Below are 26,267 nucleotides of genomic sequence, written 5' to 3'. Positions count from 1 at the left end.
GGCGGCGTCCGCGGTCTCACCTAGGGTGACCGCGTGGCGCCTCGACTCTCTCGGTTCGGCCCGGCCGCCGTCGCCCGACGTCCGGCCGCGCGCTTCTTCGTCACCCTGACCAGGTCGGTGCCGGGGCTGGCCTCCGCGTGGTGGGCCCTGCTCGCGGTCCGGTCGCTGGTGCCTGCGGCTCTGGCGATCGCCACCGGCCTGCTGGTCGGGCGGGTCGAGTCCGGCGGCGACCTCACCGCTCCGCTGGTCGGGTTCGCCGTCGCGTTCGTCCTCTCCCAGGTCGGGCCGCCCCTGCACCAGGTGGTCGGGGCGCTGGCCGGCTACCGGTTCAGCAGCGTGCTCAACGACCGGCTGATGGCGGCGACCCTGGGTCCCGACGGCATCGGCCACCTCGAGCGCGGCGACCTCACCAACGACCTGACCACCGCGCGCGACTTCGACCTCGGCTGGACCGCTCCGCCGATGTTCCTCAACATGGACTTCATCGCCCAGGGGCTGGTGCTGCTCCTCGGAGGCATCGTGTCCGCGATCGTGCTGGTCGGCTTCGCCTGGTGGGCTCCGGTGCTGCTCCTCGCAGCGTGGGGCGCCACCCACTGGCTGCTGCGGGAGAGCGGCGTCTGGCGGGACCGCAACACCGACGAGGTCAAGACCGCGCGCCGCCACACGTCGTACGCCTACGACCTGGCGACCGAGCCCGCCGCGGCCAAGGAGGTGCGGCTGTTCGGGCTCTCGCCCTGGCTGCTCGAACGGTTCACCGCCCACCGGCTGCGCCTGCACGACCTCCAGTACGACGCCACCCGGCTGCGCGAGCGGTCGTTGGCCGGCGCCCTGGTGATCGTGCTCGCCGCCAACACGCTGCTGTTCTGGCTGCTCGCCCAGCGGGGGTACGACGGGCGGCTGGGGCTCCAGGCCGTCGTGACCTATGCGGGAGCGGCGTTCGGCGCGAGCTCGATCGCGTTCGGCGGCCTGAGCTGGGCCCTCGACGGGGCCGCAGCGCCGGTGCTGGCGATCCTCGCGCTCGAGCCGGAGATGGCCCGATCCGGTGCGCTCGCCGCGGGAGGAGCGGCACCGGCACGGTCCGGGCGCTCCCCCGAGATCCGGTTCCGAGACGTCACCTTCACCTACCCGACCGGCAGCAGGCCGGTGCTCGAGGGCTTCGACCTCACCATCCCGGCGGGGGTCTCGCTGGCCATCGTCGGGCAGAACGGCGCCGGCAAGACCACCATCGCCAAGCTGCTGTGCCGGCTCTACGACCCCGACTCCGGCTCGATCGAGATCGACGGCACCGACCTGCGCGACCTCGACCTGGCGGCCTGGCGGAGCGAGGTGGCCGCCGTCTTCCAGGACTTCGTCCGCTACGAGCTGTCCCTCGCCGACAACGTCTCGCCGCTCGGGGGCGACCGCGCCGTGGTCGAGAGCGCCCTCGCTCGGGCCGGTGCCCTCGGTCTGGCCGAGCTCGACGCCCCGATGGCCAAGGGCTACCCCGGCGGGGTGGAGCTGTCCGGCGGTCAGTGGCAGCGGGTCGCGCTGGCCCGGGCGATCGCCAAGGTCGACGCCGGTGCCGACGTGGTGCTCCTCGACGAGCCGACGGCGATGCTCGACGTACGCGGTGAGTCCGAGATCTTCCGACGGGTGCTGGACGCGACGTCCCAGACCACCACGATCCTGGTGTCCCACCGCTTCTCCACGGTGCGCCAGGCCCAGCTGATCTGCGTGGTCGAGCACGGCCGGGCCCTCGAGCTGGGCAGCCACGAGGAGCTGATGGCGCTGGGCGGCCGCTACCGCACGATGTACGACCTCCAGGCCAGCCGTTTCGTCGAGGTCGACGAGCACGGGGAGGAGGTCGTCCACGATGTCCTCTGACGCAGGCAGCCGGCCCGAGGACGCCGCCGGTCCGATGCCGGCCGCGGTCCCGTCGATGATCCGGGTGGTGAAGCTGGGCTACCGCGCCGAGCCCCGGCTGCTCGTCGCGTCGCTGGCGATGACCCTGCTGCAGGCCCTGCCCGACGCCCTGGTCGCACTCTGGCTGGCCCTGGTCACCGACGGGGTGGTCCACCACGACCGGACCAGGCTGCTGGTCGGCGCCCTGGGGCTGGCCGCGTCGGCGACCTTGATGTGGGCGCTCCAGGTGACCCTGACCCGCACCATCCGCCGGCTCGGCGACCGGCTCAACATCATGTTCCAGGGCCATGTCGCGCGACTGCAGGCCGAGGTCGCCACCGTCGAGCACCACGAGCGACCGGCCTACCTCGACCGGATCGCCGTGCTCCGCACCGGGGTGTTCGCGCTCGACCATCTCTTCGGGTCGATGTTCACCCTGGTCGGCTGGCTGGTCCGGCTTGTCTTCGTCTCGGTCCTCCTGGCCGCGATCCATCCCGCGCTGCTGCTCCTCCTGCCCGCCGCCGTACCCCTGCTGCTGGTGGCGGCCTGGCGGCCGAAGGTCGAGAAGCGCGCCGAGGAGCGGGTCGCCTCCGACGCCCGGCTCGGCCGGCACCTGTTCCAGCTCGCCACCACGGCGCCACCGGGCAAGGAGCTCCGGGTCACCGGCAACCAGCACGATCTCGTCGTCCGGCGCCGCGAGGCGTGGGGCCGGTTCTTCGCGCTGGTGCGCGCCACCCAGCTGGCCACCGCCGCCTGGACCGCCGCGGCCTGGACCCTCTTCGGGCTGGCGTTCGTGGCCGCCGTGGCCTGGGTGGCGACCGGCCTCGACGCGAGCCCGGGCTCCGTGGTGCTGGTGCTGACCGCGGGCGGCCGGCTCTCGGCGTACGTCGGCTCGGCGGTCGGCGAGCTCGGCTTCCTGCGTGGCATCTGGCTCGACTCCGCCCAGCGCCTGGCCTGGCTCGAGGACTTCGCCGCCGGCCAGAACTCCCGCACCGACCAGCCGGCACCCGACCGGCTGGAGCAGGGCATCGCCTTCGAGGGCGTCTCGTTCGTCTACCCCGGTACGACGAGAACGGTGCTCGAGGACGTCGACCTCCTGCTCCCCGCCGGCAGCGTCGTCGCGGTCGTCGGCGAGAACGGCGCCGGCAAGTCGACCCTGGTCAAGCTGCTGGCCCGGATGTACCACCCCACGTCGGGGCGGGTGACCGCCGACGGCGTCGACATCGGCCGGATGGACGTCACCCAGTGGCGGGAGCGGCTCTCGGGTGCCTTCCAGGACTTCGCCCGCCTGGAGTTCGTCGCCGCGACAACGGTCGGTCTGGGCGACGAGCCCCGCCGCGACGACCGGGAAGCCGTGGGCTCGGCGGTCGACCGCGCCGGAGCGAGCACGGTGGTCGACGACCTGCGCGACGGGCTCGACACCCAGCTCGGGCCGTCGTGGGACGACGGCGTCGACGTGAGCTTCGGGCAGTGGCAGAAGCTCGCGCTGGCCCGCGGCTACATGCGGCCCGAGCCGGTGCTGCTGATGCTCGACGAGCCGACGGCCGCCCTCGACGCGGAGACCGAGCACGCCCTCTTCGAGCGATTCGCCGTCGGTGCCCGCGAGGCCGCCGCCAACGGTCGGGTCACCGTACTCGTCTCCCACCGCTTCTCGACGGTCCGGATGGCCGATCTGATCGTGGTCCTCGACGGTGCCCGCGTCGCCGAGGTCGGCAGCCACGCCGAGCTGATGGCCCGCGGCGGCACCTACGCCGAGCTCTACGCGATCCAGGCCGGCTCGTACGCCTGAGGCGTCCCAGAAACCGCCGGACCGAACCGAACGCCGCCCACCGACGTAGGTTCGGGGCATGCGGGCCGTCCACCGCTGGGGTCTCGTCGTCGCCGCGTGCGCCCTGGCCGTCATCGTTCCGGCCGGCGTGCGTGCGTGGCCGGTGCCGGACCGCGCCCTCTCGGCCGAGCAGGTGCTGGCCCTGGTGCGCGCCGGCGAGGGTACGGCGTACTCCGGCACCGTCGAGACCCGCGGTCGCCTCGGGCTGCCGATCTCGGACCACTTCACCGACATCGCCGACCTGCTCGGCGGCAGCACCAGGCTGCGGGTCTGGTGGCGCGGCGGGCAGGACTGGCGTGTGGACCGGCTGCTGGACACCGGTGAGGTGGACCTCTTCCACCACGGCAGGGCCACCATCGAGTGGGACTACGAGCGGGCCGAGGCACGCACCAGCGTCGACCCCCCGATCCGGCTACCCCGCGACGCCGACCTGCTGCCGGGGCCGCTCGCCGCTCGCGCTCTGCTCGCCGCGACCCCAGCCGACGTGAGCCGGCTGCCACCGCGGCGGGTCGCCGGCATCGACACGGTCGGGCTCCGCGTGACCCCCGCCGACCCGCGCACCAGCATCGACCACGTCGATCTGTGGGCCGACCCGGCGACCGGGGCGGTGCTGGCCCTCGACGCCTACGGCACCGGCTCGCAGCCGGCGCTCAGCACGACGTTCACCAGCGTCAGCCTGCACACCCCGGCCCCGTCGGCGACGGTGTTCCATCCGGCGCCGGGCGTGCACCAGAGCGTCGACGACGTACTCGACATCGCCGACGCCGCCAACCAGTTCGCCCCGTTCCTGCCACCCGCGGAGGTGGCCGGGCTGGCCAAGTCACCGCAGTCACAGGGGGCCGTCGGGATCTACGGCACCGGCCTGACCCAGCTGATGGCGCTGCCCCTGCAGGCCCGGGACGCCGGCGACCTCGCCGACCAGCTGAAGGCCAACGGCGCCACCCTCGTCCACGGAACGCCGCTGCTGCGGGTCGGTCCGCTCGGCGTCTACCTCCTGACCACCCACCAGCCCGTCGAGGTGGGCGTCGACTCGCCGGAGGGCCAGACCTTCGCCTGGCTGGTCACCGGCACCGTCACCGACCAGACCCTGCTCCGGGCCGCCGCCGACCTCGCGACAGGAGCACAGTTCCGATGATCAGGACCCGGGGGCTGACCAAGAGGTACGGCGCGGTGCTCGCCGTCGACGACCTCGACCTGGACGTCGCCGAGGGAGACGTCTACGGCTTCCTCGGACCCAACGGCTCGGGCAAGACCACGACCGTGCGGATGCTGCTCGGACTGGTGCTGGCGACCTCGGGCGAGATCGAGCTGCTGGGCCGGCAGATGCCGGCCGACGCGGGCGAGGTGCTGCCCCAGGTGGGTGCCCTCGTCGAAGGACCCGCGGCCTACCCGGGGATCTCGGGCCGGGCCAACCTGGCCCTCGTCGACGCGATCGGGCCGAAGGGTCTGCGGGCCTCGCGGGCCGGACGCATCGACGACGCGCTCGACGCCGTGGGCCTCGGCGGCGTCGACGGCCGACCCGTCCGCACCTACTCGCTCGGGATGCGGCAGCGGCTCGGCCTGGCCGCTGCCCTGCTCCGCACCCCGCGGCTGCTGGTGCTCGACGAGCCGACGAACGGTCTCGATCCCCAGGGGATCCGCGAGATCCGCGACCTCCTGCTCGGCCTGAACGACCGTGGCACGACCGTGTTCCTCTCCTCGCACCTGCTGGCCGAGGTCGAGCAGCTCTGCGACCGGGTCGGCGTGCTGGACCGGGGCCGGCTCGTGGTGCAGGAGCGGCTCGACCTGCTCCAGCAGCCCACCGGCCGGCTCGAGGTGCGCACCCTCGACGTGGGTCGCGCCCGCGCGCTGCTGGACGGCCAGGTCGAGCACGCGGACGCCGAACGGCTGCTGATCCGGCACCCGGACGCCGCTGCCCTCAACGCCCTGCTCGTGGGGGGCGGCGTCCGGGTCGAGCTGCTCGCACCCGAGCGCCGTACCCTCGAGGACGTCGTGCTCGAGGCGACGCAGGCAGGCTCGGACCGGGTGGCACGCCCATGATCGGCGTGGAGCTGCGCAAGATGCTGCGCAGCCGGCGGACCTGGGTGACCATCGCGATCATCGACTTCCTGCCGTCGCTGGTCGCGGTGCTGCTCTCGGTCACCGACCTCGGCCCCCGGCCCGGCACCGGGCCGGCGTTCCTGTCCGCGGTGCTGGCCGACGGGTCGCTCTTCCCCCTGGCTGCGATCGCGATCATCCTGCCGCTGTTCCTGCCGGCGGCGGTGGCGATCACCGCCGGCGAGACCATCGCCGGCGAGGCCCAACAAGGAACCCTTCGCTACCTGCTGATCCGGCCGGTCGGGCGGACCCGGCTGCTCGTCGCCAAGCTGGTGTCGGTGATGGCCTTCGTGCTGCTCACACTGCTCGTGGTCGCGGTCACGGCGTACGTCCTGGGCGTGGTCCTGCTCGGACACCAGGACGTCGGGGCGGCCACGACGACCTTCTCGGGCACCCAGCTGACGACCCCGCAGCTGGTCGAGCGGACCGGGTTGGCCCTGGCCTACGCGCTGCTCTCGATGCTGGGCGTCGCTGCCGTCGCGCTGTTCCTCTCGACCCTGGTGCGCTCGCCCCTGGCGGCGGCGATGGGCACGCTCGCGCTGCTGATCGGCTCGAGCCTGCTGCTCACCCTGGACGCCGCGCACGGCCTGCGGCCCTACCTGGTGACCCGCTACTGGCTGGCGTTCGTCGACCTGTTCCGCGACCCCATCCTGTGGCACGACGTGGTGCACGGCGTGCTGCTGCAGGTCGGCTACGTCGTGGTGTTCCTGGGTGCCGCGTGGGCCAACTTCGTGACCAAGGACATCACCGACTGATCCGTCAGGCGGCGGCGCACACCGACGAGGGGGGTACGACGGGCGGGGTGCGGGCCAGCTCGGCCAGCACCATCGCGACCACGGCGGGGTCCTCGGGGAGCTGCCCGTGGGTGACCGACCGGCCGGGACACACCGACTGCACGGTCAGGTCGAGCGCGCCGTCCAGGGAGGCGGTCTGCGGTGGCGTCGAGATCCGGTCGTCGGTGGTCCAGATCGAGACCCAGGCCGGGCCCGGCGGGGTCTCGTCGCCGGAGTCCAGCGACCGGATCAGGTCGCTGTCGGTGGCCAGCTGCTGGCAGGCGACCGGGCAGGAGTCGGGGGCGAGGTCGCTCGCCAGCGCGGCCAGGTCGGTGCCGTGCTGGGGCGAGCCGAGGGTGACGATGCGCCGGGCGACCGACCCGCCGTCGTACGCCCGGAACCAGAGGCGGGCGGTGACGCCTCCGGCGGAGTAGCCGACGATGTCGACCGACGGCGCCCCGCGACCCAGGGCGGTCTGCACGGCCCGCTGCAGCACGGCCGCCTGGGTCTCGAGGTCACCGGTCCCGTCGCCGGCCAGCTGCACGATCGTGGCGTCCCGGCCGTGCGCCCTCAACGCGGCGGCGAGGGTCTCCAGGCCGCCGGTCCCCCCGCCGTACCCGGGCACGATCAGCACCGGCGGCTGCGCGTCCTGGCTCACCGGTGTGACGGTGTGGCCGCCGTGCACGGCCGAGACGCCGAAGGCGACGCCCCCCACCAGCAGCGCCGCCGCGACCACTCCCCCGACACCGAGGAAGAGCCGGCGGCGGGCCGGGGCCAGGGAGTCGAGCACGTGCCCAGTCTCCCTGCCCGGGGAAACCGGGTTCGCGAGCGACCGACCAACTGCGAGGTCGTCAACCCCTAGCAGCCGCCGGCGACGGCCGGGATCACCGAGATCTGGGTGCCGTCCGGGGTGGGCGTCGCGAGGTTGTCGAGGAAGCGGACGTCGTCGTTGCCGACGTACACGTTGACGAAGCGGCGCAGCTCGCCCTTCTCGTCGATGATCCGGCCCTTGATCCCGGAGTAGCTGCTGTCCAGGCTGTCGAGCACCTCGGTCAGGGTCGCGCCGTCGGCGGACACCTCGGACTCCCCTCCGGTGTAGGTGCGCAGGATGGTCGGGATGCGTACGGACACACTCATGGGTTCTCCTCCTTGGCGGGATAGTCCGTGACGATCAGCAGGTGTTTCGGCTCGAAAATCCTGCGTTTCGTCACGGACTATCTCGGGAATCGGGGCGGTCAGGCGATGCCGGTGGCGACGAAGGCAGCGTACGACGGGTCGATGGTCGCCGCGGGCCCGACAGCGTCGCCGACGGCGTCGAGCGTCTTCAGGCCGTGTCCGGTGTTGATCACCACGGTCTCCAGCGTCGGGTCGAGCAGACCGGTCTCGACCAGCTTCTTGAGGACCGCCACCGTGGTGCCGCCGGCCGTCTCGGTGAAGATGCCCTCGGTCCTGGCCAGGAGCACGATCCCGGCGCGGACCTCGTCGTCGGTGACGTCCTCCACGGCGCCGCCGGTCTCGCGGCAGATGTCGAGCACATAGACCCCGTCGGCCGGGTTGCCGATGGCCAGGCTCTTGGCGATCGTGTCCGGCTTGACCGGGCGGATGACGTCGGCGCCCGACTTGTAGGCGACCGAGACCGGCGAGCAGCCGGCGGCCTGGGCGCCGTACACGCGGTAGGGCTTGTCCTCGACCAGGCCGAGCGCGATCAGCTCCTGGAAGGCCTTATGCACCTTGGTCAGCTGGGAGCCGGAGGCGACCGGGATGACGATCTGGTCCGGCAGCCGCCAGCCGAGCTGCTCGGCGATCTCGTAGCCGAGGGTCTTGGACCCCTCGGCGTAGAACGGTCGGACGTTGACGTTGACGAACGCCCAGCCCTCCTCCTCGCCCGCGATCTCGGAGGCCAGGCGGTTGACGTCGTCGTAGGTGCCGTTCACCGCGACCAGGTTCTCGGTGTAGACCGCCGAGTTGACCTGCTTGGGCTTCTCGAGGTCCGCGGGGATGAAGACGACCGTCTTGATCCCGGCGCGGGCGCCCGCGGCGGCGACGGCGTTGGCGAGGTTGCCGGTCGAGGGGCAGGCGAAGACCTTGGAACCGAACTCGCGGGCTGCACTGAGCGCACAGGCGACCACGCGGTCCTTGAAGGAGTTGGTGGGGTTGGTGCTGTCGTCCTTGACCCAGAGGGTGTCGATGCCGAGCTCGCGGCCGAGGTTGCCGGCCCGCAGGAGCCGGGTGTAGCCGGGCTCCATGTTGGGGCTCTGCGCGATGTCGGTCGGCACCGGCAGCAGCGGCTGGTAGCGCCAGATGTTGCGGGGCCCGGCCTCGATCTGGGCGCGGGTCACCGTGCCGAAGTCGTAGGCGATCTCGAGCGGGCCGAAGCACTCCGGACACGCGTAGTGCGGGCCGAGCGCCAGCTCGTGGCCGCACTCGCGGCAGGACAGAGCCCGGGCGCTGCCGAACGCGCCCTTCCGGTGGGTGGTCCCGGTTGCGGCGCGGGCCCCGGACTGGGTGGTGGTCTCGGTGACCAGGGTGCTCACAGATCTCCTCCTTCTCATCTTCCCCGCGGCGACCCTCGCCGCAGGACGGAATTGGCACCTGGTTCCACACGTCGTACGACGCTGACGTGCGGCGGTTGCCGGGACTTCGACGGGCCGTTCCCTCAGTCCCTCTCGATGAGCGAGCCTCCAGAGTAGGAGCGGTCACGCCGCCCGACCTACCGCGTGTCTACATGTTGGACAGACGTCTCGAATATCGAGATTCGCATCGACTCGCCCGGGGTCGTGAGGCTCACGCCGGGTCACGTATCTCGCCGCGGGTTGCGGCGTCCTCTCCTGTACGACCTCTCCAGTCCGAGGAGGAACCATGCGCTTCCATACCATCGTCGCCGCTGCCGCCGCCGTGTCCCTGGGTACGGCGTGGCTCACCGCCCCGGCCACCGCCCAGGTGACCGCACCCACCTGCGGCGGCCGGGTGGCGACGATCGTGGGCACGCCGGCTCGCGACGTGATCCACGGGACGCCGGGGCCCGACGTCATCGCCGGGCTCGGCGGCAACGACTGGGTCCGTGGCCTCGGCGGCGCCGACCTGATCTGCGGTGGCGCCGGCAAGGACCACCTGCGCGCCGGGCCGGGTGCCGACCTGGTCCTCGGCGGCAGCGGCCTCGACTTCGAGCACCGCGGCCCGGGCCGGGACACCCTCGTCGGGGGCGCCGGCGACGACTTCATGATCGACCACGTCAGGGGCGGCACGTACGTCGGCCGTCGCGGCAACGACGAGATCCGGGTGACCGGGCCGAGCGTGGTGCGCGGCGGGAGGGGCCTGGACGGGATCCGGGTGAGGCGCTGCGGCTGCACGATCCTCGGCGGACCGGGCAACGACAGCCTCGACGCGGTGGCCAGGAAGGGTCCGGCCCATCTCCACGGTGGCCCCGGCCGCGACGACGTCAGCCTCGAGGGCACGGTGCGCCACGCCCAGGACCTGCGCGGCGGGCCCGGTCACGACCTCCTCCTGCTGGTCCCGCGGCTCCCCCGGACCAGGCACACGCCGTACCGCCGCCTCGTGGTCGACCTCGCGACCGGGCTCGTCCGCACCGGCACCGCCCGGATGCGGTTCCGCAGCTTCGGCGACGCCGAGATCGACGACCTCACGCTCCCGCACCAGCCGCACGTCGCCCGCGCCTACACGCTGATCGGGAACGCCCAGGACAACGCGCTCTCCGTGCTCTTCTCCGGGGGCGTCGTACCCCCGCTGCGCCTCTTCGGCAGGGGTGGCGACGACCAGCTGACCGGGAACGACGGCAACGACCTGCTGGACGGCGGCCCGGGCCACGACGCCGGCAACGGCAGCAACGGGACCGATCGCTGCGTCTCGATCGAGGAACCGTTCGCGTGCGAGACGCTCACGCCCTGAGCGCTAGCCCCGGGTGGCGTCCTCGGTGAGCTGCCGGAGCAGGCCGAGCACGCCCTCCGGCCCGGGCACGACGACGTCGGAGAGCTCGAGCAGGGTGCTCTCCTCCTGGGAGGCCGAGCAGACCAGCAGGGTCGGCAGGCCCTGTCGGCGGAGCTCGGCCACCGCCTCGAACGCCTCGACGTCGCCCAGGTCGTCCCCGGCGAAGAGAAAGCCGCCGGCCTCGACCTCCTCGGCCAGGTTGCGCACCACGACGCCCTTGTCCATGCCGGGCGAGCGCATCTCGATCACGTTGCGGCCCGGCTCGACCACGAGGCCGTGGCGCTCGGAGAGCTCGGTGAGTCGGGGCAGCAGCCGGTCGTAGGCGCCGGCCGGGTCGTCGAGCCGGCGCGTGTGCGCGGCGATCGCCAGGCCCTTGTCCTCGATGAAGGCGTCGGCGGCGTCGGCCTCCCGCAGCACGCGGGGCAGGTCGCGCAGGAACGCCGACAGGCCCTGCGGTGGGCGGGGCGACACGACGCGGCGCTGGGTGCTGCTCCAGCGCTCGTAGCCGTACTGCCCGAAGACGAACAGCTCGCGACCGGTCTCACCGATCTCGCGGCCCACCTCGTCGAGGCCACCGAGGGCCAGCGCCTTGCGGGCCGGCCGTCCCGTGATCACCGCCACCGCGCGGACCACCCCGGCGAGGGCCAGCAGCACGCCCGGCGCGTCCGGGTGGATGTGCGCGGTCTCGGGGTCGTCCACGATCGGGGCCAGCGTGCCGTCGAAGTCGAGCCCGACCACCGTCGACGCCGCTGCGGCGACGAGCGCGTCGTAGCGCTGCCGCCCCTCGGCGGAGGTGAAATCCACGGCCCCACCCAATCACGCAGGCGCGACCGGTGGTCGAGCGGAGTCGAGACGGTGGTCGAGCGGAGTCGAGACGGTGGTCGAGCGGAGTCGAGACTCAGTGCGTGGAGGTGCTCGTCGGCCCGGTCAGGATCACGGTCAGCCGGTCGAGCCGCATCGGCGTCACCGCGGGCATCGTGCGACGGATGCCGAGATCGAGGGCCAGCAGATGCCCGGCCGCCTTGAGCCGCGGTGGGTAGTACACCGTGGAGGCCGGGATCGTGCCGTACCAGTTGTCGGAGCCGACCACCTGCCAGCCGGCGTGGGCCACCTGGCCCGCGACCCGACCGGCCAGCCCACTGATGCTGGAGTTGTTGAAGACCTCGACGACGACCTTGCCGCGGTCGACCGTGGGGCCGCTGGGCTGGGTGTGCTTCGGCTTCGGCGGGGAGTACGACGAGTGGTGGGCGCTCGGGCTGTGCGTGACCGCCGCCGGGGTGACCTGGCGCTCGTTGGGTGTGGGGTTGCGGGTGGCGACCCACGCGACGCCGGCCATCGCGACCGCGAGGATGCTCAGGATCACCACGGGCGAGGGGAAGACCACGCCGCGCTGGTCGCGGGCAAGCACGTCAGACCTCGAACCCGAGCCGCCGTGCCGAGCGCGCGCGCTGCCGCTCGGCCCGCATCCGGCGCAGGCGACGCACCAGCAGGGGATCCTCGACGAGGGCCTCGGGGCGGTCGATCAGCGCGTTGAGCACCTGGTAGTAGCGAGTGGCCGACATGTCGAAGGACTCGCGGATCGCGGTCTCCTTGGCGCCGGCGTACTTCCACCACTGACGCTCGAACTCCAGGATCTCGCGGTCGCGCTCGCCCAGGCTCGTTCCGGCCTCGTGGCCGGATCGTGCGGCTGCGGCGTCCATGGGGTGTCTCCTGCGTGCTCGGTTGCCTGTGCTCGTGCCCTGCTGCGCATCCTACGCGAGGAATCACAGCCGTGTCATTCGCTTGCGGCGCGTCGCGGACTCCGACTGACTGGGGCGATGACCACCTCCTGGGGGATCCTCGCGACCGGCCGCATCGCACACTCGTTCGCCGCCGACCTGCGCCACGTCCCGGGCGCCCGCCTGGGAGCCGTCGGCTCCCGCACGCCCGGCTCGGCGGAGACCTTCGCCCACGAGTACGGCGACGGGTCGACCCGCGCGCACCCGTCGTACGACGCCCTGGTCGCCGACCCCGACGTCGACGTGGTCTACGTCGCCAGCCCGCACGCCCTGCACCTCGAGCACGCCCGGCTCGCCTTCGCCGCGGGCAAGCCGGTGCTCTGCGAGAAGCCACTGACGATCACCCGCGCCGACGCGGAGGCCCTGTTCGAGTCGGCCGGGGACCTGTTCTGCATGGAGGCGATGTGGATGGCCTGCCACCCGCTCGTGCGCGAGGTGCAGCGACGGCTCCTCGCGGGCGACTTCGGCACCCCCCGGCAGGTGCATGCCGACCTCGGCTTCGTCGTGCCGGAGACCGCCGGCGCCCGGATGGTCGAGCGCGACCTGGGCGCGGGAGCCCTGCTGGACATGGGGATCTACCCGCTGACCTTCGCCCGGATGATGCTCGGGCCGTTCACCGGGGTCGCGGCCAGCGCCGACCTCGCCGGCAGCGGGATCGACCTCGACGTGGCGGTGGCCGGCCGTCACGAGAGCGGCGCGGTGTCGGCCCTGACCACCTCGATGACCGCCAAGAGCCCGCGCAGCGCCAGCATCGCCACCGACCTCGGCCGTATCGACCTGCCCGCCGACTTCCACCACCCGCCGTACGCCGTGTGGAACCCCGCAGGCGGCGAGCCCCAGCGGATCCAGACCCCGGCCCCGGTCCTCGGCACCGGCCTCGGCAACGAGGCCGCGCACGTGCAGGACTGCCTGCGGGACGGGCTCGCCGAGAGCCCGCTGGTCCCCCGCGCGCAGACCCTGGAGCTGCTCGGCGTGATGGACGACATCAGGCGGATCATCGGGGTGCACTACCCCGCCGACGACGCCTCCGCGGGGCAGCAGACCGCCCCGGTGGATGAAGTGGGCCGCCCGCACCCTCGCTAGGGTCAGGGTGTGTCTCCCAACGGTTCGGCCGATCTCGTCATCGTGGCCAACCGGCTGCCCGTCGACCGGGTCACCCTTCCGGACGGCAGCCCGGGCTGGCGCGGGTCACCGGGCGGCCTGGTCACCGCGGTCGAGCCGATCATGCGCGCCAACGACGGCATCTGGATCGGCTGGCCGGGGGCACCGAGACCGGCCTGGAGCCCTTCGAGCACGACGGCATGGCGCTCGACCCGATCTCGCTCAGCGAGGAGGAGGTCACCGGCTTCTACGAGGGCTTCAGCAACGCCACCCTCTGGCCGCTCTACCACGACCTCGTCGCCAAGCCCGAGTTCCACCGGGAGTGGTGGGACTCCTACGTCGCGGTCAACAAGCGCTTCGCCGAGCACGCCGCCGACCGCGCGGCCGAGAACGCCACGGTGTGGGTCCACGACTACCAGCTCCAGCTGGTGCCGCAGCTGCTGCGCGAGCTGCGCCCCGACCTGCGGATCGGTTTCTACCTCCACATCCCCTTCCCGCCCGCCGAGCTGTTCCAGCAGCTGCCGTGGCGGCGCCAGCTCCTCGAAGGACTGCTCGGCGCCGACCTGGTCGGCTTCCAGCTGCCCGGCGGCGCCGCCAACTTCGTCCGCCTGGTCCGCCAGCGCGTGGGCCACAAGACCCACCGCGACCTCGTCTACCTGCCCGACAACCGCACCGTCCGGGCGGCCGCGTTCCCGATCTCGATCGACTACAAGGGCCTGGAGAAGCTGGCCCGGTCCGAGTCGGTGGGCCGCCGCGCCACCGAGATCCGCGAGGCCCTGGGCAACCCGGGGAAGGTCTTCCTCGGCATCGACCGCCTCGACTACACCAAGGGCATCCACGCCCGGCTGCGCGCCTACGCCGAGCTGGTCCGCGACGGCGAGCTCGACGTCGGCGACGCGGTCTTCGTGCAGGTGGCGACACCGTCGCGCGAGCAGGTCGAGGAGTACCGCATGCTGCGCGACGACCTCGACCGTCTGGTCGGGCGGGTCAACGGCGACCTCGGCCAGATCGGGAGACCCGCGATCAGCTACCTCCACTCGTCGTACCCGCGCGAGGAGATGGCCGCGCTCTTCCGCGCTGCCGACGTCATGGTGGTCACGCCCTACCGCGACGGGATGAACCTCGTCGCCAAGGAGTACGTCGCCTGCCGCTACGACGACGACGGTGCCCTGGTGCTCTCGGAGTTCGCCGGCGCGGCGGCCGAGCTGCGACAGGCCTGGCAGGTCAACCCTTACGACCTGAACGGGATGAAGGCGGCGCTGCTCGACGCCTGCCGCGCCGACCCCAAGGACCGGTCGCGGCGGATGCGCGCGATGCGCAAGACGGTCAGGCACGCCGACGTGGCCGCCTGGGCGCGGAGCTTCCTCGCCGAGCTGGACGACGTCCGTCCGCCGCACGGCAAGCGGGTCCGGCCGACCGCCGACGACGCCGCGTAACCCCGGGCGCTCCACCTCGTTGGGCCTTGTGTGGCGCGCGAATCGCCATCGAGAGCCGGCACGGGGTCGGGGCAAAGTTCCCCGTGTCGGCCTTCTCGTTCCCGCTCGGGTAGTTTCGGCACGTGGACCTGATACCGAAGCCCGATCAGGTCGTCTCCGCGGCCGGCAACCTCGCTCATCGGGTGGTCTACGGCGGCCTGGCCGACCTGCGGCCGATGCCGCGCACCCTGATCGACGAGGGCACGCTGCGCGAGGTCTACCACTACCGCCCCGCGGCCCGCGCCTCCGAGCACGGAGACCCCGTCCTGCTGGTGACCCCGCTGGCGGCACCCGCGATCTGCTACGACCTGCGCCGGGGCTGCTCGTTGGTCGAGCACCTGGTCACCGAGGGTCGCCGGACCTACGTCGTGGAGTACGGCGCGGTGTCGTTCCGCGACCGAAACCTCGGCATGGAGCACTGGATCGAGGAGGTCGTCCCGACCGCGATCCGCGAGGCCTCGGCCCACGCCGGCGGGCGGCCGGTGCACGTGGTCGGCTGGTCGTTGGGCGGGGTGTTCGCACTGCTCGCGGCGGCCGACGACGCCTCGCTGCCGATCGCCTCGATCACCGCCCTCGGCTCGCCCTTCGACGTCCGCGAGGTGCCGATGGTGGCCCCGCTGCGACCACTGCTCAACCTCACCGACGGCCGTGGTGCGATCACCCGGCTCTACCAGGCGGCCGGCGGTGCCCCCCAGCCCCTGGTGCGCTGGGCATTCCAGCTGTCGTCCTTCCAGAAGCTGGTGACCAAGCCGCTGGCGATGGCGCGCAACCTCGACGACGCCGACTACCTCGCCCAGATCGAGGCGGTCGACCGCTTCACCGCGAACATGATCGCCTACCCCGGTCGCACCTTCGGCCAGCTCTACCACCGGCTGCTCAAGGGCAACGCCCTCGTGGACGGCACCTTCGACCTGGAGGGGCGCACCATCTCGGTGGCCGCGATCACGGCACCGGTGCTGGTCTTCGGCGGCGCCTCGGACGGCATCGCCCCGATCCCGTCGGTACGCGCGGCCGTGCCCCTGCTGACCGGCTCGCGCGAGGTCCGGTTCGAGATCGTGCCCGGAGGCCACCTCGGCATGCTGACCGGGAGAGGTGCGCGCGCCACCACCTGGCGGGTCCTGGACGAGTGGATCGAGCAGTGGTCGCAGTCCGACGAGCCCGCACCCGCCGCAACCCCACGTCGTACCACGAAGGCGGCCGCGACGACGTCGTCCACCAGGAAGGCGACCACCAAGAAGACGTCCGCGACGAAGGCCCCCGCCAAGAAGGCCCCCGCCAAGAAGGCCCCCGCCAAGAAGGCCCCCGCCAAGAAGGCGCCCGCGAAGAAGACGTCCGCGACGAAGACGCCGGCCAGGAAGACGCCTGCCACGAAGGCGCCCGCGAAGAAGGCCGCACCGCCCGGCACGCTGGGGACCAACCCGACGCGCAGGTACGGCTCGGCCGGGTCCCGCGCCCTGGGTCGCTGAGACGGCCCGAGATCCGGGCGCGAGGTGTCCTGGGAGCCGCGACGTCGTTCGTCATCGGGGTGACGGCACCGGACGGTGCCGCGCCAGAACGAGGAGGTTCGCCATGAAGTACCTGATGCTGCACTCCGTCGACCACGGCTCCAGCCCCGAGGCCGAGGCCCGGGCCACGCCGGAGGCGCTCGACGCCTGGATCACCGAGATGACCGCGCGTGGTCTGCTGCTGGACGGCTCGAAGCTGCAGCCGATCTCGGACGCCACGACGGTCCGGGCTCCCGAGGGGCGCACCGTGGTCACCGACGGGCCGTTCGCGGAGACCAAGGAGCAGGTCGCGGGCTACGACGTGATCGACTGCCCCGACCTCGACTCGGCCGTGGCCGTCGCGGCCGCGCACCCGACCACCCACATCGGCAGCATCGAGGTGCGCGCCTTCGCGCCGGGCATGCCGGACCCGGTGGTGCCGGCTGCCCCGGCGCCCGGGAAGTACCGCTACCTGATGCTGGTCTGCGCCGACCTGCGCCGGGCGATGGCCGCCGCCGCGGCCGACCCCGAAGGTTTCGCCGCCGACCGCGAGCGGGAGACCACGGCCGGTGCCGGCGTCGAGGAGACCAACGACGACGTCGACGTCTGGATCGAGAACGCCGGGTCCCGCCGCCTGTACGGGTGGGAGCTGGAGTTCCCGGACCGGGCGGTCACGGTCCGCCGCGTCGACGACCGCGTGGTCACCACCGACGGCCCGTTCGCCGAGACCAAGGAGCAGATCGCCGGCTACGACCTGCTGGAGTGCGACGACCTCGACGACGCGATCGCGATCGCCACGTCGCACCCGGTGGCCGGCGGTGGTGTGCTCGAGCTGCGCCCGCTCCGGGCGTCCTGAGCCCGACCTCTCGACGATGACCTCCGAGCCCGGCGCCGCGGTCGCCCTCACCTTCACCGAGGGGTGGGGGCGGCTCGTCGCCGGGCTGATCGCGTGGTGCGGCGACTGGGACCTCGCCGAGGAGTGCGCCCAGGAGGCGTTCGCGGCAGCGCTGGTGGCCTGGCCGCGCGACGGGGTCCCGGCCGCGCCGCTGGCCTGGCTCACCACCGTGGCCCGCAACCGGGCCCGCGACCGGCTACGGCGTCGTACCACCGAAGGAGCGAAGCTGGCCCTGGTCGGCGCGGACCAGTCCGACGAGGTCGCGCCCGTCGCGGACGAGGACATCCCCGACGAGCGGCTGCGACTGATCTTCACCTGCTGCCACCCGGCGCTGCCGCTGCCGGCCCGCACCGCCCTGACGCTGCGCACGTTGTGCGGGCTGACCAGCGCCGAGATCGCGCGGGCGTTCCTGGTCACCGAGTCGACGATGGACAAGCGGCTGGTGCGGGCCCGCGCCAAGATCAAGCACGCGGGCATCCCCTACCGCGTCCCCCCGCCCGAGCTGTGGCACGAGCGGGTCGAGGGCGTGCTGGCGGTCCTCTACCTGATGTTCAACGAGGGGTACGCCGCGTCCTCGGGCGAGTCCGTGCTGCGCGTCGACGTCTCGGCCGAGGCGATCCGGCTGACCCGATCGCTGTCCGAGCTGCTGCCCGGCGAGCCGGAGGTGACCGCGCTGCTGGCCCTGATGCTGCTCACCGACGCCCGCCGGCCCGCCCGGGTACGGGGGGGACGCGTCGTACCCCTGGGCGAGCAGGACCGGTCGCTGTGGAGCGCCGATGCGATCGCCGAGGGTGCGGCCCTGCTCGAGGGCCGCGAACCCCCCTGGGGTCCGTACGCCGTCCAGGCCCGGATCGCGCTCTGCCACGATGCCGCGCCCACCCCGGCCGACACCGACTGGGCCACGATCGGTGAGCTCTACACGCTGCTCCCGGCCACGCCCGTCACCGAGCTGAACCGGGCGGTCGCCGTCTCCATGACCCACGGGCCCGCCGCAGCGCTGGAGCTGGTCGACGCCCTCGCCGATGAGCTCGCGGGCTACTACCTCCACGCCGCGACCCGGGCCGACCTGCAGGCTCGGCTGGGGAGGCTCGACGAGGCCGCTGCGTCCCTGGCGCTGGCCATCGAGCAGGCGCCGACCGGTGCCGAGCGCCGGCTGCTGCGGGAGCGGCTCGAGGGTCTCGGGGGCCCCTGACCGCCCGTGCGAGGATGTCGCGGTGGACGGCGGACCCGGTGGCGCGACCAACCCTCCCGGGATCGTGCTCGGAGCCGCACCGACGATCCGGGTCGCGAACAAGGCGATCATCATCCGCGACGACCGGCTCCTGGTCACGGTCAACGAGGGCGACTTCCCGACCTTCTACATCTGCCCGGGCGGGGGCCAGGACCACGGCGAGGACGCCCACACCGGGCTGAGACGAGAGTGTCGCGAGGAGATCGGCTGTGACGTGGTCGTGGGCGAGCTCGCGTTCCTGCGGGACTACATCGCCGCCGACCACGAGTTCGCGGACCTGGACGCGGGAGCTCATCAGCGCGAGGCCTACTTCTTCTGCTCGCTGGCCCCTGGTGCGGAGCCCGCTCTCGGCAGCCAGGGCGACACCTGGCAGACCGGCATCGCCTGGCTCGACCTGGCCGGGCTGCTCGACGAGCCGCTCTGGCCACGGGCACTGGCTCGATGGCTGCTGGCGCCCGAGGCCGAACGTCCTCGGTACCTCGGCAACGTGAACTGACCGGGGAGCCCGCGCCCGCCGTCACTCTGCGTCGTGCTCGGCCAGCCATCTCCGTGCGGCGGTCGGCGACGCCCGGGCCAGCCACGCGTCGTACACCAGCTCGGCGAGCTCGTCCCGGCTGACCTCGCCGATCCGCGAGGTCCGCAGCAGCACCGAGCGGTGCCCACGGAAGTGCGGCGTGGTGAAGAACGGCGTCGACTCGTCCGCGACCAGGGCCTCCTTGTCTGCCTCGGACGCGACCCAGATCACCACGACGTCGTCGTAGCGCTCCCCGGTCTCCGGGTCGACCGCGTCCGGGCGCTGGTTGCGGAAGAACACAAAGGTCCGGCGGCTGACCTGGTAGACCTCGTTCCCCTGCGGCCCGGTGTCGATCGTGACCCCCGGCATCGAGCCCGCGAGGGCGTGCAGGTCCGCGACGGTGGCAGGGCGGGACGGGGCCATCCACCCAGCCTGCCGGTTCGGACCACGACGTGTGACGTTTTCGGCTCCCGAGCCGCTGAGGGTACGAGTGCGCCCGTCGGTTCCCCGAAACCGGCGGGCGTCCTCACGCCCACGACTCGGTAGCGTGGGGCCGTGGCTGCGCTGACAGGGCTGGTGGAGCGCGGGCTGATGGCGCCCGACTGGGCCGAGGCGCTGGCGCCCGTGGACGAGCAGGTCGGGTTGCTGGGCCGGTTCCTCCGCGCCGAGCTGGCGGCCGGACGCCGCTACCTGCCGGCCGGCGACGACGTGTTCAAGGCCTTCCGCCGACCGTTGGCCGACGTGCGGGTGCTGGTCGTGGGCCAGGACCCCTATCCCACCCCCGGCCATCCGATCGGGCTCTCGTTCGCGGTCGCGCCGGACGTCCGCCCGCTCCCGGGCTCGCTGCGCAACATCTTCCAGGAGCTCTCGGTCGACCTCGGCATCCCGCCCTCCCCCCACGGCGACCTGACGGCATGGGCCGACCGTGGCGTGATGCTGCTCAACCGCGTCCTGACCGTCCGTCCCGGCGAGGCCGCCTCCCACCGGGGGCGGGGGTGGGAGGAGGTCACCTCCTGCGCCATCGACGCGTTGGTACGACGTGGGGGCCCGACCGCAGCGATCCTCTGGGGCCGCGACGCCCAGTCGCTGAAGCCGGCGCTGGGTCGGATCCCCTGGGTGGAGTCCGCACACCCCTCGCCCCTGTCGGCCTCGCGCGGCTTCTTCGGCTCCCGGCCGTTCTCCCGGGTGAACCGGCTGCTGGAGGACCAGGGCGCCCCACCCGTGGACTGGTCCCTGCCACCTCTCGCGGAATAAAGTTGAATCTGCAACCATTGGGAGTGACATGAGCGACCGGATGCCTGCCCTCTACCTCGGCCACGGTGCCCCGCCCCTGCTCGACGACCCGCTGTGGTCGAGCCAGCTGGCGGGCCTGGCCGCGGATCTCCCCCGCCCGAAGGCGATCCTGATCGTCAGCGCCCACTGGGAGTCCGCGCCGGTGATGCTCAGCGCCGACGGCGCCCCGCTGGTCTACGACTTCGGTGGCTTCGCCGAGCGCTACTACCGGATGACCTACCGCACCCCACCGGCCACCGCGCTGGCCCAGGGGGTGGCGGCGATGATGCCGGCCGGCGAGCCGGTGCACCAGCACGCCAGCCGGGGGCTGGACCACGGCGCCTGGGTGCCGCTGAAAATCATGTACCCCGACGGCGACATCCCGGTGCTCCAGATGTCCCTGCCCACCTCGGACCCGGCCCGGCTGCTGGCGCTGGGTCAGACGCTGCGGCCCCTGCGGGACGAGGGCGTGCTGATCATCGGCTCCGGCTTCCTCACCCACGGCCTGCCGTTCCTCACCGAGTTCCGGATCGACGCGGCCGCCCCCGGGTGGTCGACGGAGTTCGACGCCTGGGCCGGCGAGGCGCTGGCCCGGGGCGACGTCGACACGCTGGCGTCGTACCAGTCGAAGGCGCCGGGCATGCCCTACGCGCACCCGACGGTGGAGCACTACACGCCGCTCTTCGTGACCCTGGGCGCGTCGACCGATCCGGAGGTGCCCGGCGAGCAGCTGTTCGAGGGCTTCTGGATGGGCCTGTCGAAGCGGTCCCTGCAGGTCGCCTGAGACCTACGCCGACGCCGGGTCGTGCGGCACCCGCGACGCGTGGACGCGGGCGTGGGCGATGGCCTCGGGGGTGGTCGCGAAGATGTGCCGCTCGTGGGCGAGTCGCTCGTAGACGCCGAGCTCGCGCAGCACCCGCTCGTGCTGGGGGCGTACCCCCGAGAGCAGCACGGTGATCTTGCGGCGTTCCAGCCGGTTCACCGTGTCGGCCAGCACGTGGGCACCGGTGGCGTCGATCGTGGTCACGTGGGAGAGCCGGAGCACGACCACCCGCACCCGGGTGACGTCGGCGAGCTCGAGCAGGAAGTCGTGGGCCACCGCGAAGAACAGCGGCCCGTCGATCCGGTAGGCGACGATCTGCTCGTCGGCCAGGGAGCGCTCCTCGTCGGTGTGGTCGGCCTCGTCGAGCGGCATCTCGTCGAAGCTCGCCGCCCGCGCGGTCTGCTGGAGGGCGAAGAAGCCGGCGAGCACCAGGCCGATCAGCACGGCGGTGACCAGGTCGAACGCGACGGTGGCGACCGCCGTGATCACCAGCACGACGGCGTCGCCGCGCGTGGACCGCAGCAGCGCGGTCAGGCTGGACACCTTGACCATCTGGGTGGCGGTCGCGACCAGCACGCCGGCGAGCGCAGCCAGCGGGATCTCGCCGACCCAGCGGGCACCGAACAGCACCAGCAGGAGCAGTACGACGGCGTGGGTCAGCGACGCCAGCCGTGAGGTCGCCCCGGACCGCACGTTGACCGCCGTGCGCGCGATCGCGGCGGTGGCCGGGATCCCGCCGAACAACGGCGCGACCAGGTTGGCCAGGCCCTGGCCGAACAGCTCGCGGTTGGAGTCGTGCCGCTGGCCGACGCTCATGGCGTCGGCGACCGTCGCCGACAGCAGGCTCTCGAGGGCGGCCAGGGCGGCCACGGCCAGGGCGGGGAGCACGAGGTTGCCGAGCTCGCCGATCGGCACCCCGGGCAGCGTGGGGCGCGGCAGCCCGGCTGGCAGGTGCCCGATCGAGACCGTGCCCCAGCCGAAGACCGCGTTGGCCACCGTGGCCACCACCACGGCGACCAGCGAGCCCGGCCACCTCGGTCGCCACCGGGCCAGGACGAGCGTGAGGACGGCGACGCCCGCCGCCATGCCGACCGGCGCCCAGACCGGTGCTGCCACCCAGGCCCGGACGGCGTCGGCGGCCAGGACCACGACCTTGGTGGCGTGGACGTCGACGCCCAGGGCGGCAGGGACCTGCTGGAGCGCGATGATCACCCCGATGCCGACGGTGAAGCCCTCGACGACCGGGATCGGCAGGTAACGGATCAGCCGGCCCGCCCCGGCGTACCCGAGTCCGACCAGGAGCGCCCCGGCCAGCAGACCGACGAACAGCACCCCTCGCGGCCCGTACGTCGCGATGATCGGCACCAGCACGACCGTCATCGCCCCGGTGGGGCCGCTCACCTGGACCCGGCTCCCGCCGAAGACCGCGGCCACCGCTCCGGCCACGATCGCGGTGGTCAGGCCGGCGGTGGCGCCCATCCCCGAGCTGGCGCCGAAGCCCAGCGCCAGCGGCAGGGCGACCAGGCCGACCATGAGACCCGCCGTCAGGTCCCGACCCGGCGCCGCGTGCGCCCAGTCGGAGCGGCGCGGCAGCAGCCGGACGATCCGGTCGACGACGCCGACGGCCGGCGCGCCCGGTCCGGCGGGGGCGTCGAGCCCGACGCTCACGGGGTCCCGGACAGCTCGGACCCGAGCTCGCCCTGCGCCGCGATGACGCCGGAGAGGATCCGCCGGGCGGCCAGCAGCAGGTCATGCACCTCGGGCACGCTGACGGCGTAGACCACCTCGGCGCCCTCGCGCCGCGAGACCACCAGGGAGGTCCGCCGCAGGACGCCGAGCTGCTGGGAGAGGTTGCTGGGCTCGATCTCGATCCGGTCGAGCAGCTCGTGGACGGCATGGTCGCGCTCCGAGAGCAGCTCCAGGATCCGGATCCGGGCGGGATGGCCGAGCGTGCGGAAGAACTCGGCCTTGGCCTGGTAGAGCGGCACGCTCACGGGTCACCTGCTGCTGGTCTGGGCACGGGGTCGGACGGTCACCCCATCATCACACGACTTGCGAACATCTTCATATCGTCACTCGCCCTTCAACAGGAGGAAAGCGGCGGAGGCCGAGTCGGCGAACTCCACGACCTTGGTCCGGCTGGTGCTGCCGGTGACCAGCCGCACGTCCGCACGCCGCAGGCCGAGCGCCTCGGCCAGCGCCCGCAGCGCCGACTCGGTGGCCCGCCCGTCCACGGCGCGCTCACGGACCCGCACGACCAGCGCGTCGTCGTACCGCCCGCCGACGACGGTGCGGCCCGCCCCTGGCTTGACCCGGATCGCGGCACGCACCCGTGGAGCATCGCGCCACGGCCCGGGCCGGGCAAGGGCGACCCCACGCCCGGCCCCGCCGTGACCTTCGCCTCTGCCGACCCTGCTCGGCTGGGAAGAACGATGGTGCCTGACAGATGAAGAGAGGCACGATGAACGGCAAGCGGAACATCGCCGCCGCGATGGGCGGCTGGAGCGTGCGACACAGGGTGATCGCCATCGTCGGCTGGGTGGCCTTCGTCGCCCTCGCGGTCTCGATCGGCTCGATGGCAGGGCAGCGTCAGATGACGGCGGACCAGTACGCCGCGGGAGACTCGGCCAAGGCGATCCAGATCCTGGACGCCGCCGGGCTGAGCACGCCGGCCGGCGAGCTGTTCCTGCTCAGCGGCAGCGACGCCGCCACCTCCGCGCCGACCCGTGCGGCCGTGGCCGACCTGACCCGGCGGCTCGAGGCCACGGGTGCGGTCACCACCGTCGCCGACCCGTATGCCGAGCACCTCGTCTCCGCGGACGGCCACTCGGTGCTGGTGCGCGTCGGCATGACCGGCGACCCGATGACCGCGGCGGACCGGGTCCAGCCGATCCTCGACGCCACGGCCGCCACCCGCGCGGCGCACCCCGGCGTCCGGATCGACGAGTTCGGCGACGGGTCGGCCAACCACTGGTTCAACGACACGATCGGCAAGGACTTCCAGCGTGCGGAGTGGACCGCCGTACCCCTGGCGCTCGGCATCCTGCTCGTGGCCTTCGGCGCCTTCCTGGCCGCCGTGTTGCCGGTCGGGCTCGCCATGACGTCGTTCCTGGCCGCCAACGGGCTGCTCGCGCTGATCAGCCACCGGCTCGCCCTCGACAGCTCGGCCAGCTCGGTGATGCTGCTGGTCGGCCTGGCCGTGGGCGTCGACTACTGCATGTTCTACCTGCGCCGCGAGCGCGAGGAGCGGGCCCGCGGGAGAGACCCCGAGACCTCGCTGCGGATCGCGGCCGCGACCTCGGGACGCTCCGTGCTGATCTCCGGACTCACCGTCGTCGTGGCCATGTCGGGCATGTTCCTGTCCGGGATGCTGATCTTCGAGGGCTTCGCGATCGCCGCGATCCTCGTCGTGGTGGTCGCGATGACCGGATCCGTGACCGTCCTCCCGGCGCTGCTGTCGGTGCTCGGCGACCACGTAGACTTCGGGCGCGTGCCCGGCCTGGCCAGGATGCGTCGTCCGGGCGACGGCAGCCGGGTCTGGGGCGCGATCCTCGGACGGGTGCTGAAGCGGCCCGGTCTCTCCGTCGCCGCCGCCGTCGGCTTCCTGGTCGTGTTGGCGGTCCCGGTGCTCGGGATCCACACGGAGAACCTCAGCCTCGACAAGCAGCTGCCGGCCGACGCGGGCATCATGCAGAGCTACCACAGGATCACCGCGGCGTTCCCCGGTGGCCCGACGCCGGCCCGCGTGGTGGTGCGCACGAACGACGCGACCGCCGCCCAGGTCGGCGGTGCGGTCACCGAGTTCAAGACCCTGGCCACGGCCACGGGGCTGGTCGGCGAGCCGATCATCGTCGTGCCGCACCAGGGCTCGAACATCGTCGAGATCAGGGTGCCGCTGGCGGGCGACGGCTCCGATGCGACCTCGGTGCGAGCCCTGCACGCACTGCGCTCCGACGTCATCCCGGCCAGCTTCGGCCAGGTGCCGGGCGTCGAGGCCTATGTCACCGGGGACCTCGCGTTCTCCCAGGACTTCAACACCCAGCTCCAGCACGCGTTCCTGCCGGTCATCCTCTTCGTGCTCGTGCTGGCCTTCCTGCTGATGCTGGTCGCCTTCCGCTCGTTCACGATCGCGGCGGTCTCGGTCGCCCTCAACGTGCTCTCGATGGCGGCCGCGTTCGGGGTCATGGTCGCGGTGTTCCAGCACGGCTGGGGAGCCGGTCTGGTCGGCGGCCGCGGGGTCGGTGCGATCCAGTCCTGGATCCCCCTGTTCGCGTTCGTGATCCTGTTCGGGCTCTCGATGGACTACCACGTCTTCGTGGTCTCGCGGATCCGCGAGGCCTACGACCGCGGGATGTCGACCCAGGACGCCGTGGCGCACGGCATCCGGATCTCGGCGGGCGTGGTCACCAGCGCCGCCGCCATCATGGTCGCTGTCTTCGCGGTCTTCGCGACCCTGTCGATGACGACGTTCAAGCAGCTGGGGGTCGGATTGGCGGTCGCGATCCTGCTCGACGCGACGGTGGTGCGCGCCGTACTCCTGCCGTCGGTGCTGACCGTGCTCGGCGATCGGACCTGGTGGCTGCCGGCCTGGCTGTCCTTCCTGCCCGAACGGGTCGACCCCGTGCCGGCGATCGAGGAGGCGGCGTCCGCGGAGCAGCCCCGCCTCGACGCGGGGGCACCGGCCCGCTAGCGGCCCTCACTCGACAGGGGTTGCTCGTGCCATCATCGGGGCGTGAGCGAGCCCTCTGCGCAGACCGCGAGCGACAGCTACCGGCAGACCCTGTCCGAGCTGGCCGACCTGGTCGGCGACGAGGGCCACACGGCCAACGCGCGGCGTCGCGATCGACTGGTGGAGCAGCTGCAGCAGCAGCGACTGGCGCTCCAGCACTCCCCGGAGGGCCTGGCGGCGATCGCCGCGCTCCTGGACGACCCCCGGCCGGCGGTCCGGCTCTGGTCGGCCGGGCACAGCCTGTTCTCGGACGAGGCGCGGGCCCGCTCGACCCTCGTCGAGCTCCGGGACAGCCCGGGCCGCTACGGCCTGCACTCGATCATCGCCAAGCACACCCTGCTGGAGTACGACGCCGGGCGCCTGGCGGAGGACGCGCGGCTCCCCGGCACCTGAGAGCGCCGAACCACCCCCTCCGGCGCCTAGACTCCACCTCGTGTGGGG

25 protein-coding genes, 1 pseudogene and 1 riboswitch are annotated in these 26,267 nt (G+C 72.8%); of the genes and pseudogenes, 16 read left to right on the top strand and 10 right to left on the bottom strand.

Translation table 11 applies throughout. The annotated features are described in order from the left end of the window. The first annotated feature begins 33 nt into the window (after nucleotides 1-33). Genes E3N83_RS17265 through E3N83_RS17245 form a run of 5 tightly spaced genes read left to right on the top strand, consistent with a single transcriptional unit; the run spans nucleotide 34 to nucleotide 6,561 of the window. A complete protein-coding gene (locus tag E3N83_RS17265) occupies nucleotides 34-1,863 on the top strand; it encodes an ABC transporter ATP-binding protein (RefSeq protein ID WP_238342962.1) in 1,830 nt (609 codons plus the stop codon). Continuing rightward, nucleotides 1,853-3,670 carry an ATP-binding cassette domain-containing protein gene (locus E3N83_RS17260; RefSeq protein ID WP_238342961.1) on the top strand — a complete coding sequence of 606 codons (1,818 nt, stop codon included), beginning with the start codon at nucleotides 1,853-1,855 and terminating at the stop codon, nucleotides 3,668-3,670. Before E3N83_RS17265 ends, E3N83_RS17260 begins: the two co-directional genes overlap by 11 nt. Nucleotides 3,671-3,728: 58 nt before the next feature. Beyond that, nucleotides 3,729-4,844 carry a hypothetical protein gene (locus E3N83_RS17255; RefSeq protein WP_151084376.1) on the top strand — a complete coding sequence of 372 codons (1,116 nt, stop codon included), beginning with the start codon at nucleotides 3,729-3,731 and terminating at the stop codon, nucleotides 4,842-4,844. After that, nucleotides 4,841-5,749 carry an ABC transporter ATP-binding protein gene (locus E3N83_RS17250; protein ID WP_151084375.1) on the top strand — a complete coding sequence of 303 codons (909 nt, stop codon included), beginning with the start codon at nucleotides 4,841-4,843 and terminating at the stop codon, nucleotides 5,747-5,749. Before E3N83_RS17255 ends, E3N83_RS17250 begins: the two co-directional genes overlap by 4 nt. Nucleotides 5,750-5,754: 5 nt before the next feature. Next, nucleotides 5,755-6,561: an ABC transporter permease gene (locus E3N83_RS17245; protein ID WP_238342960.1), complete on the top strand. Its 807-nt coding sequence runs from the start codon at nucleotides 5,755-5,757 to the stop codon at nucleotides 6,559-6,561. Nucleotides 6,562-6,565: 4 nt separating this feature from the next. Here E3N83_RS17245 and E3N83_RS17240 read toward each other — a convergent pair whose 3' ends face one another. From E3N83_RS17240 to thrC, 3 genes are all read right to left on the bottom strand, one after another. Next, entirely contained in the window at nucleotides 6,566-7,369 is an 804-nt protein-coding gene (locus tag E3N83_RS17240; RefSeq protein ID WP_151084373.1) for a lipase family alpha/beta hydrolase, read from the bottom strand. Between the two features lie 68 nt (nucleotides 7,370-7,437). Beyond that, nucleotides 7,438-7,716 (bottom strand): MoaD/ThiS family protein, encoded by a 279-nt coding sequence (locus tag E3N83_RS17235; protein ID WP_151084372.1) that lies wholly within the window; start codon nucleotides 7,714-7,716, stop codon nucleotides 7,438-7,440. A gap of 98 nt (nucleotides 7,717-7,814) precedes the next feature. Then, entirely contained in the window at nucleotides 7,815-9,113 is a 1,299-nt protein-coding gene (thrC, locus tag E3N83_RS17230; RefSeq protein ID WP_475441531.1) for a threonine synthase, read from the bottom strand. An 11-nt stretch (nucleotides 9,114-9,124) separates the two neighbouring features. Beyond that, nucleotides 9,125-9,255: riboswitch (SAM riboswitch) on the bottom strand. Between the two features lie 183 nt (nucleotides 9,256-9,438). Here thrC and E3N83_RS17225 point away from each other — a divergent pair. Further along, the gene (locus E3N83_RS17225; protein ID WP_151084370.1) at nucleotides 9,439-10,485 is read left to right on the top strand and encodes a calcium-binding protein; all 1,047 of its coding nucleotides are present in this window, start codon (nucleotides 9,439-9,441) and stop codon (nucleotides 10,483-10,485) included. Nucleotides 10,486-10,488: 3 nt separating this feature from the next. Here E3N83_RS17225 and otsB read toward each other — a convergent pair whose 3' ends face one another. The 3 genes from otsB to E3N83_RS17210 form a co-directional block, all read right to left on the bottom strand. Continuing rightward, a complete protein-coding gene (gene otsB, locus E3N83_RS17220; RefSeq protein ID WP_151084369.1) occupies nucleotides 10,489-11,328 on the bottom strand; it encodes a trehalose-phosphatase in 840 nt (279 codons plus the stop codon). A 94-nt stretch (nucleotides 11,329-11,422) separates the two neighbouring features. Continuing rightward, the gene (locus tag E3N83_RS17215) at nucleotides 11,423-11,932 is read right to left on the bottom strand and encodes a LytR C-terminal domain-containing protein (protein WP_151084368.1); all 510 of its coding nucleotides are present in this window, start codon (nucleotides 11,930-11,932) and stop codon (nucleotides 11,423-11,425) included. Between the two features lies 1 nt (nucleotide 11,933). Continuing rightward, on the bottom strand, nucleotides 11,934-12,224 hold the full coding sequence (locus E3N83_RS17210; protein WP_151084367.1) for a DUF3263 domain-containing protein: 291 nt from the start codon (nucleotides 12,222-12,224) through the stop codon (nucleotides 11,934-11,936). A 117-nt stretch (nucleotides 12,225-12,341) separates the two neighbouring features. Here E3N83_RS17210 and E3N83_RS17205 point away from each other — a divergent pair, with 117 nt between their 5' ends. The 6 genes and pseudogenes from E3N83_RS17205 to E3N83_RS17180 all read left to right on the top strand — a co-directional run bounded on the left by E3N83_RS17205 (nucleotide 12,342) and on the right by E3N83_RS17180 (nucleotide 18,984). Further along, nucleotides 12,342-13,385 (top strand): Gfo/Idh/MocA family protein, encoded by a 1,044-nt coding sequence (locus E3N83_RS17205; RefSeq protein WP_151084366.1) that lies wholly within the window; start codon nucleotides 12,342-12,344, stop codon nucleotides 13,383-13,385. Between the two features lie 9 nt (nucleotides 13,386-13,394). Then, nucleotides 13,395-14,839: pseudogene (locus tag E3N83_RS17200) on the top strand (alpha,alpha-trehalose-phosphate synthase (UDP-forming)). Nucleotides 14,840-14,961: 122 nt separating this feature from the next. Continuing rightward, nucleotides 14,962-16,344 carry an alpha/beta fold hydrolase gene (locus E3N83_RS17195; protein WP_238342959.1) on the top strand — a complete coding sequence of 461 codons (1,383 nt, stop codon included), beginning with the start codon at nucleotides 14,962-14,964 and terminating at the stop codon, nucleotides 16,342-16,344. A gap of 103 nt (nucleotides 16,345-16,447) precedes the next feature. Continuing rightward, a complete protein-coding gene (locus tag E3N83_RS17190) occupies nucleotides 16,448-17,218 on the top strand; it encodes a YciI family protein (protein ID WP_151084365.1) in 771 nt (256 codons plus the stop codon). 16 nt (nucleotides 17,219-17,234) lie between these two features. Beyond that, nucleotides 17,235-18,449 (top strand): RNA polymerase sigma factor, encoded by a 1,215-nt coding sequence (locus E3N83_RS17185; RefSeq protein WP_151084364.1) that lies wholly within the window; start codon nucleotides 17,235-17,237, stop codon nucleotides 18,447-18,449. A gap of 22 nt (nucleotides 18,450-18,471) precedes the next feature. Continuing rightward, nucleotides 18,472-18,984: an NUDIX domain-containing protein gene (locus E3N83_RS17180; RefSeq protein WP_191907848.1), complete on the top strand. Its 513-nt coding sequence runs from the start codon at nucleotides 18,472-18,474 to the stop codon at nucleotides 18,982-18,984. Nucleotides 18,985-19,005: 21 nt separating this feature from the next. Here E3N83_RS17180 and E3N83_RS17175 read toward each other — a convergent pair whose 3' ends face one another. After that, on the bottom strand, nucleotides 19,006-19,425 hold the full coding sequence (locus E3N83_RS17175) for an MmcQ/YjbR family DNA-binding protein (RefSeq protein ID WP_151084362.1): 420 nt from the start codon (nucleotides 19,423-19,425) through the stop codon (nucleotides 19,006-19,008). A 168-nt stretch (nucleotides 19,426-19,593) separates the two neighbouring features. Between E3N83_RS17175 and E3N83_RS17170 the strand changes: the two genes are divergently transcribed. Both E3N83_RS17170 and E3N83_RS17165 read left to right on the top strand, forming a co-directional pair. Further along, a complete protein-coding gene (locus tag E3N83_RS17170) occupies nucleotides 19,594-20,256 on the top strand; it encodes a uracil-DNA glycosylase (RefSeq protein ID WP_151085408.1) in 663 nt (220 codons plus the stop codon). Nucleotides 20,257-20,284: 28 nt separating this feature from the next. Next, nucleotides 20,285-21,058 carry a dioxygenase family protein gene (locus tag E3N83_RS17165; RefSeq protein ID WP_151084361.1) on the top strand — a complete coding sequence of 258 codons (774 nt, stop codon included), beginning with the start codon at nucleotides 20,285-20,287 and terminating at the stop codon, nucleotides 21,056-21,058. Between the two features lie 3 nt (nucleotides 21,059-21,061). On the opposite strand, the gene E3N83_RS17160 is transcribed toward E3N83_RS17165, so the two are convergent. From E3N83_RS17160 to E3N83_RS17150, 3 genes are all read right to left on the bottom strand, one after another. Further along, nucleotides 21,062-22,765, bottom strand: a complete 1,704-nt coding sequence (locus tag E3N83_RS17160) for a SulP family inorganic anion transporter (RefSeq protein WP_151084360.1) — start codon at nucleotides 22,763-22,765, stop codon at nucleotides 21,062-21,064. Continuing rightward, nucleotides 22,762-23,091 (bottom strand): ArsR/SmtB family transcription factor, encoded by a 330-nt coding sequence (locus tag E3N83_RS17155; protein ID WP_151084359.1) that lies wholly within the window; start codon nucleotides 23,089-23,091, stop codon nucleotides 22,762-22,764. The genes E3N83_RS17160 and E3N83_RS17155 overlap by 4 nt, the downstream gene beginning before the upstream one ends. Nucleotides 23,092-23,169: 78 nt before the next feature. Continuing rightward, on the bottom strand, nucleotides 23,170-23,427 hold the full coding sequence (locus E3N83_RS17150; RefSeq protein ID WP_151084358.1) for a DUF167 domain-containing protein: 258 nt from the start codon (nucleotides 23,425-23,427) through the stop codon (nucleotides 23,170-23,172). 131 nt (nucleotides 23,428-23,558) lie between these two features. On the opposite strand from E3N83_RS17150, the gene E3N83_RS17145 reads away from it, so the two are divergent. Next, complete coding sequence (locus E3N83_RS17145; RefSeq protein WP_151084357.1) at nucleotides 23,559-25,787, top strand: MMPL family transporter; 2,229 nt, start codon at nucleotides 23,559-23,561, stop codon at nucleotides 25,785-25,787. A 42-nt stretch (nucleotides 25,788-25,829) separates the two neighbouring features. Continuing rightward, the gene (locus E3N83_RS17140) at nucleotides 25,830-26,219 is read left to right on the top strand and encodes a hypothetical protein (protein WP_151084356.1); all 390 of its coding nucleotides are present in this window, start codon (nucleotides 25,830-25,832) and stop codon (nucleotides 26,217-26,219) included. Nucleotides 26,220-26,267 lie beyond the last annotated feature (48 nt).

Source organism: Nocardioides cynanchi, from assembly GCF_008761635.1.
GTDB classification, from domain to species: domain Bacteria; phylum Actinomycetota; class Actinomycetes; order Propionibacteriales; family Nocardioidaceae; genus Nocardioides; species Nocardioides cynanchi.
This window is presented reverse-complemented; position numbering and strand designations above follow the sequence as displayed.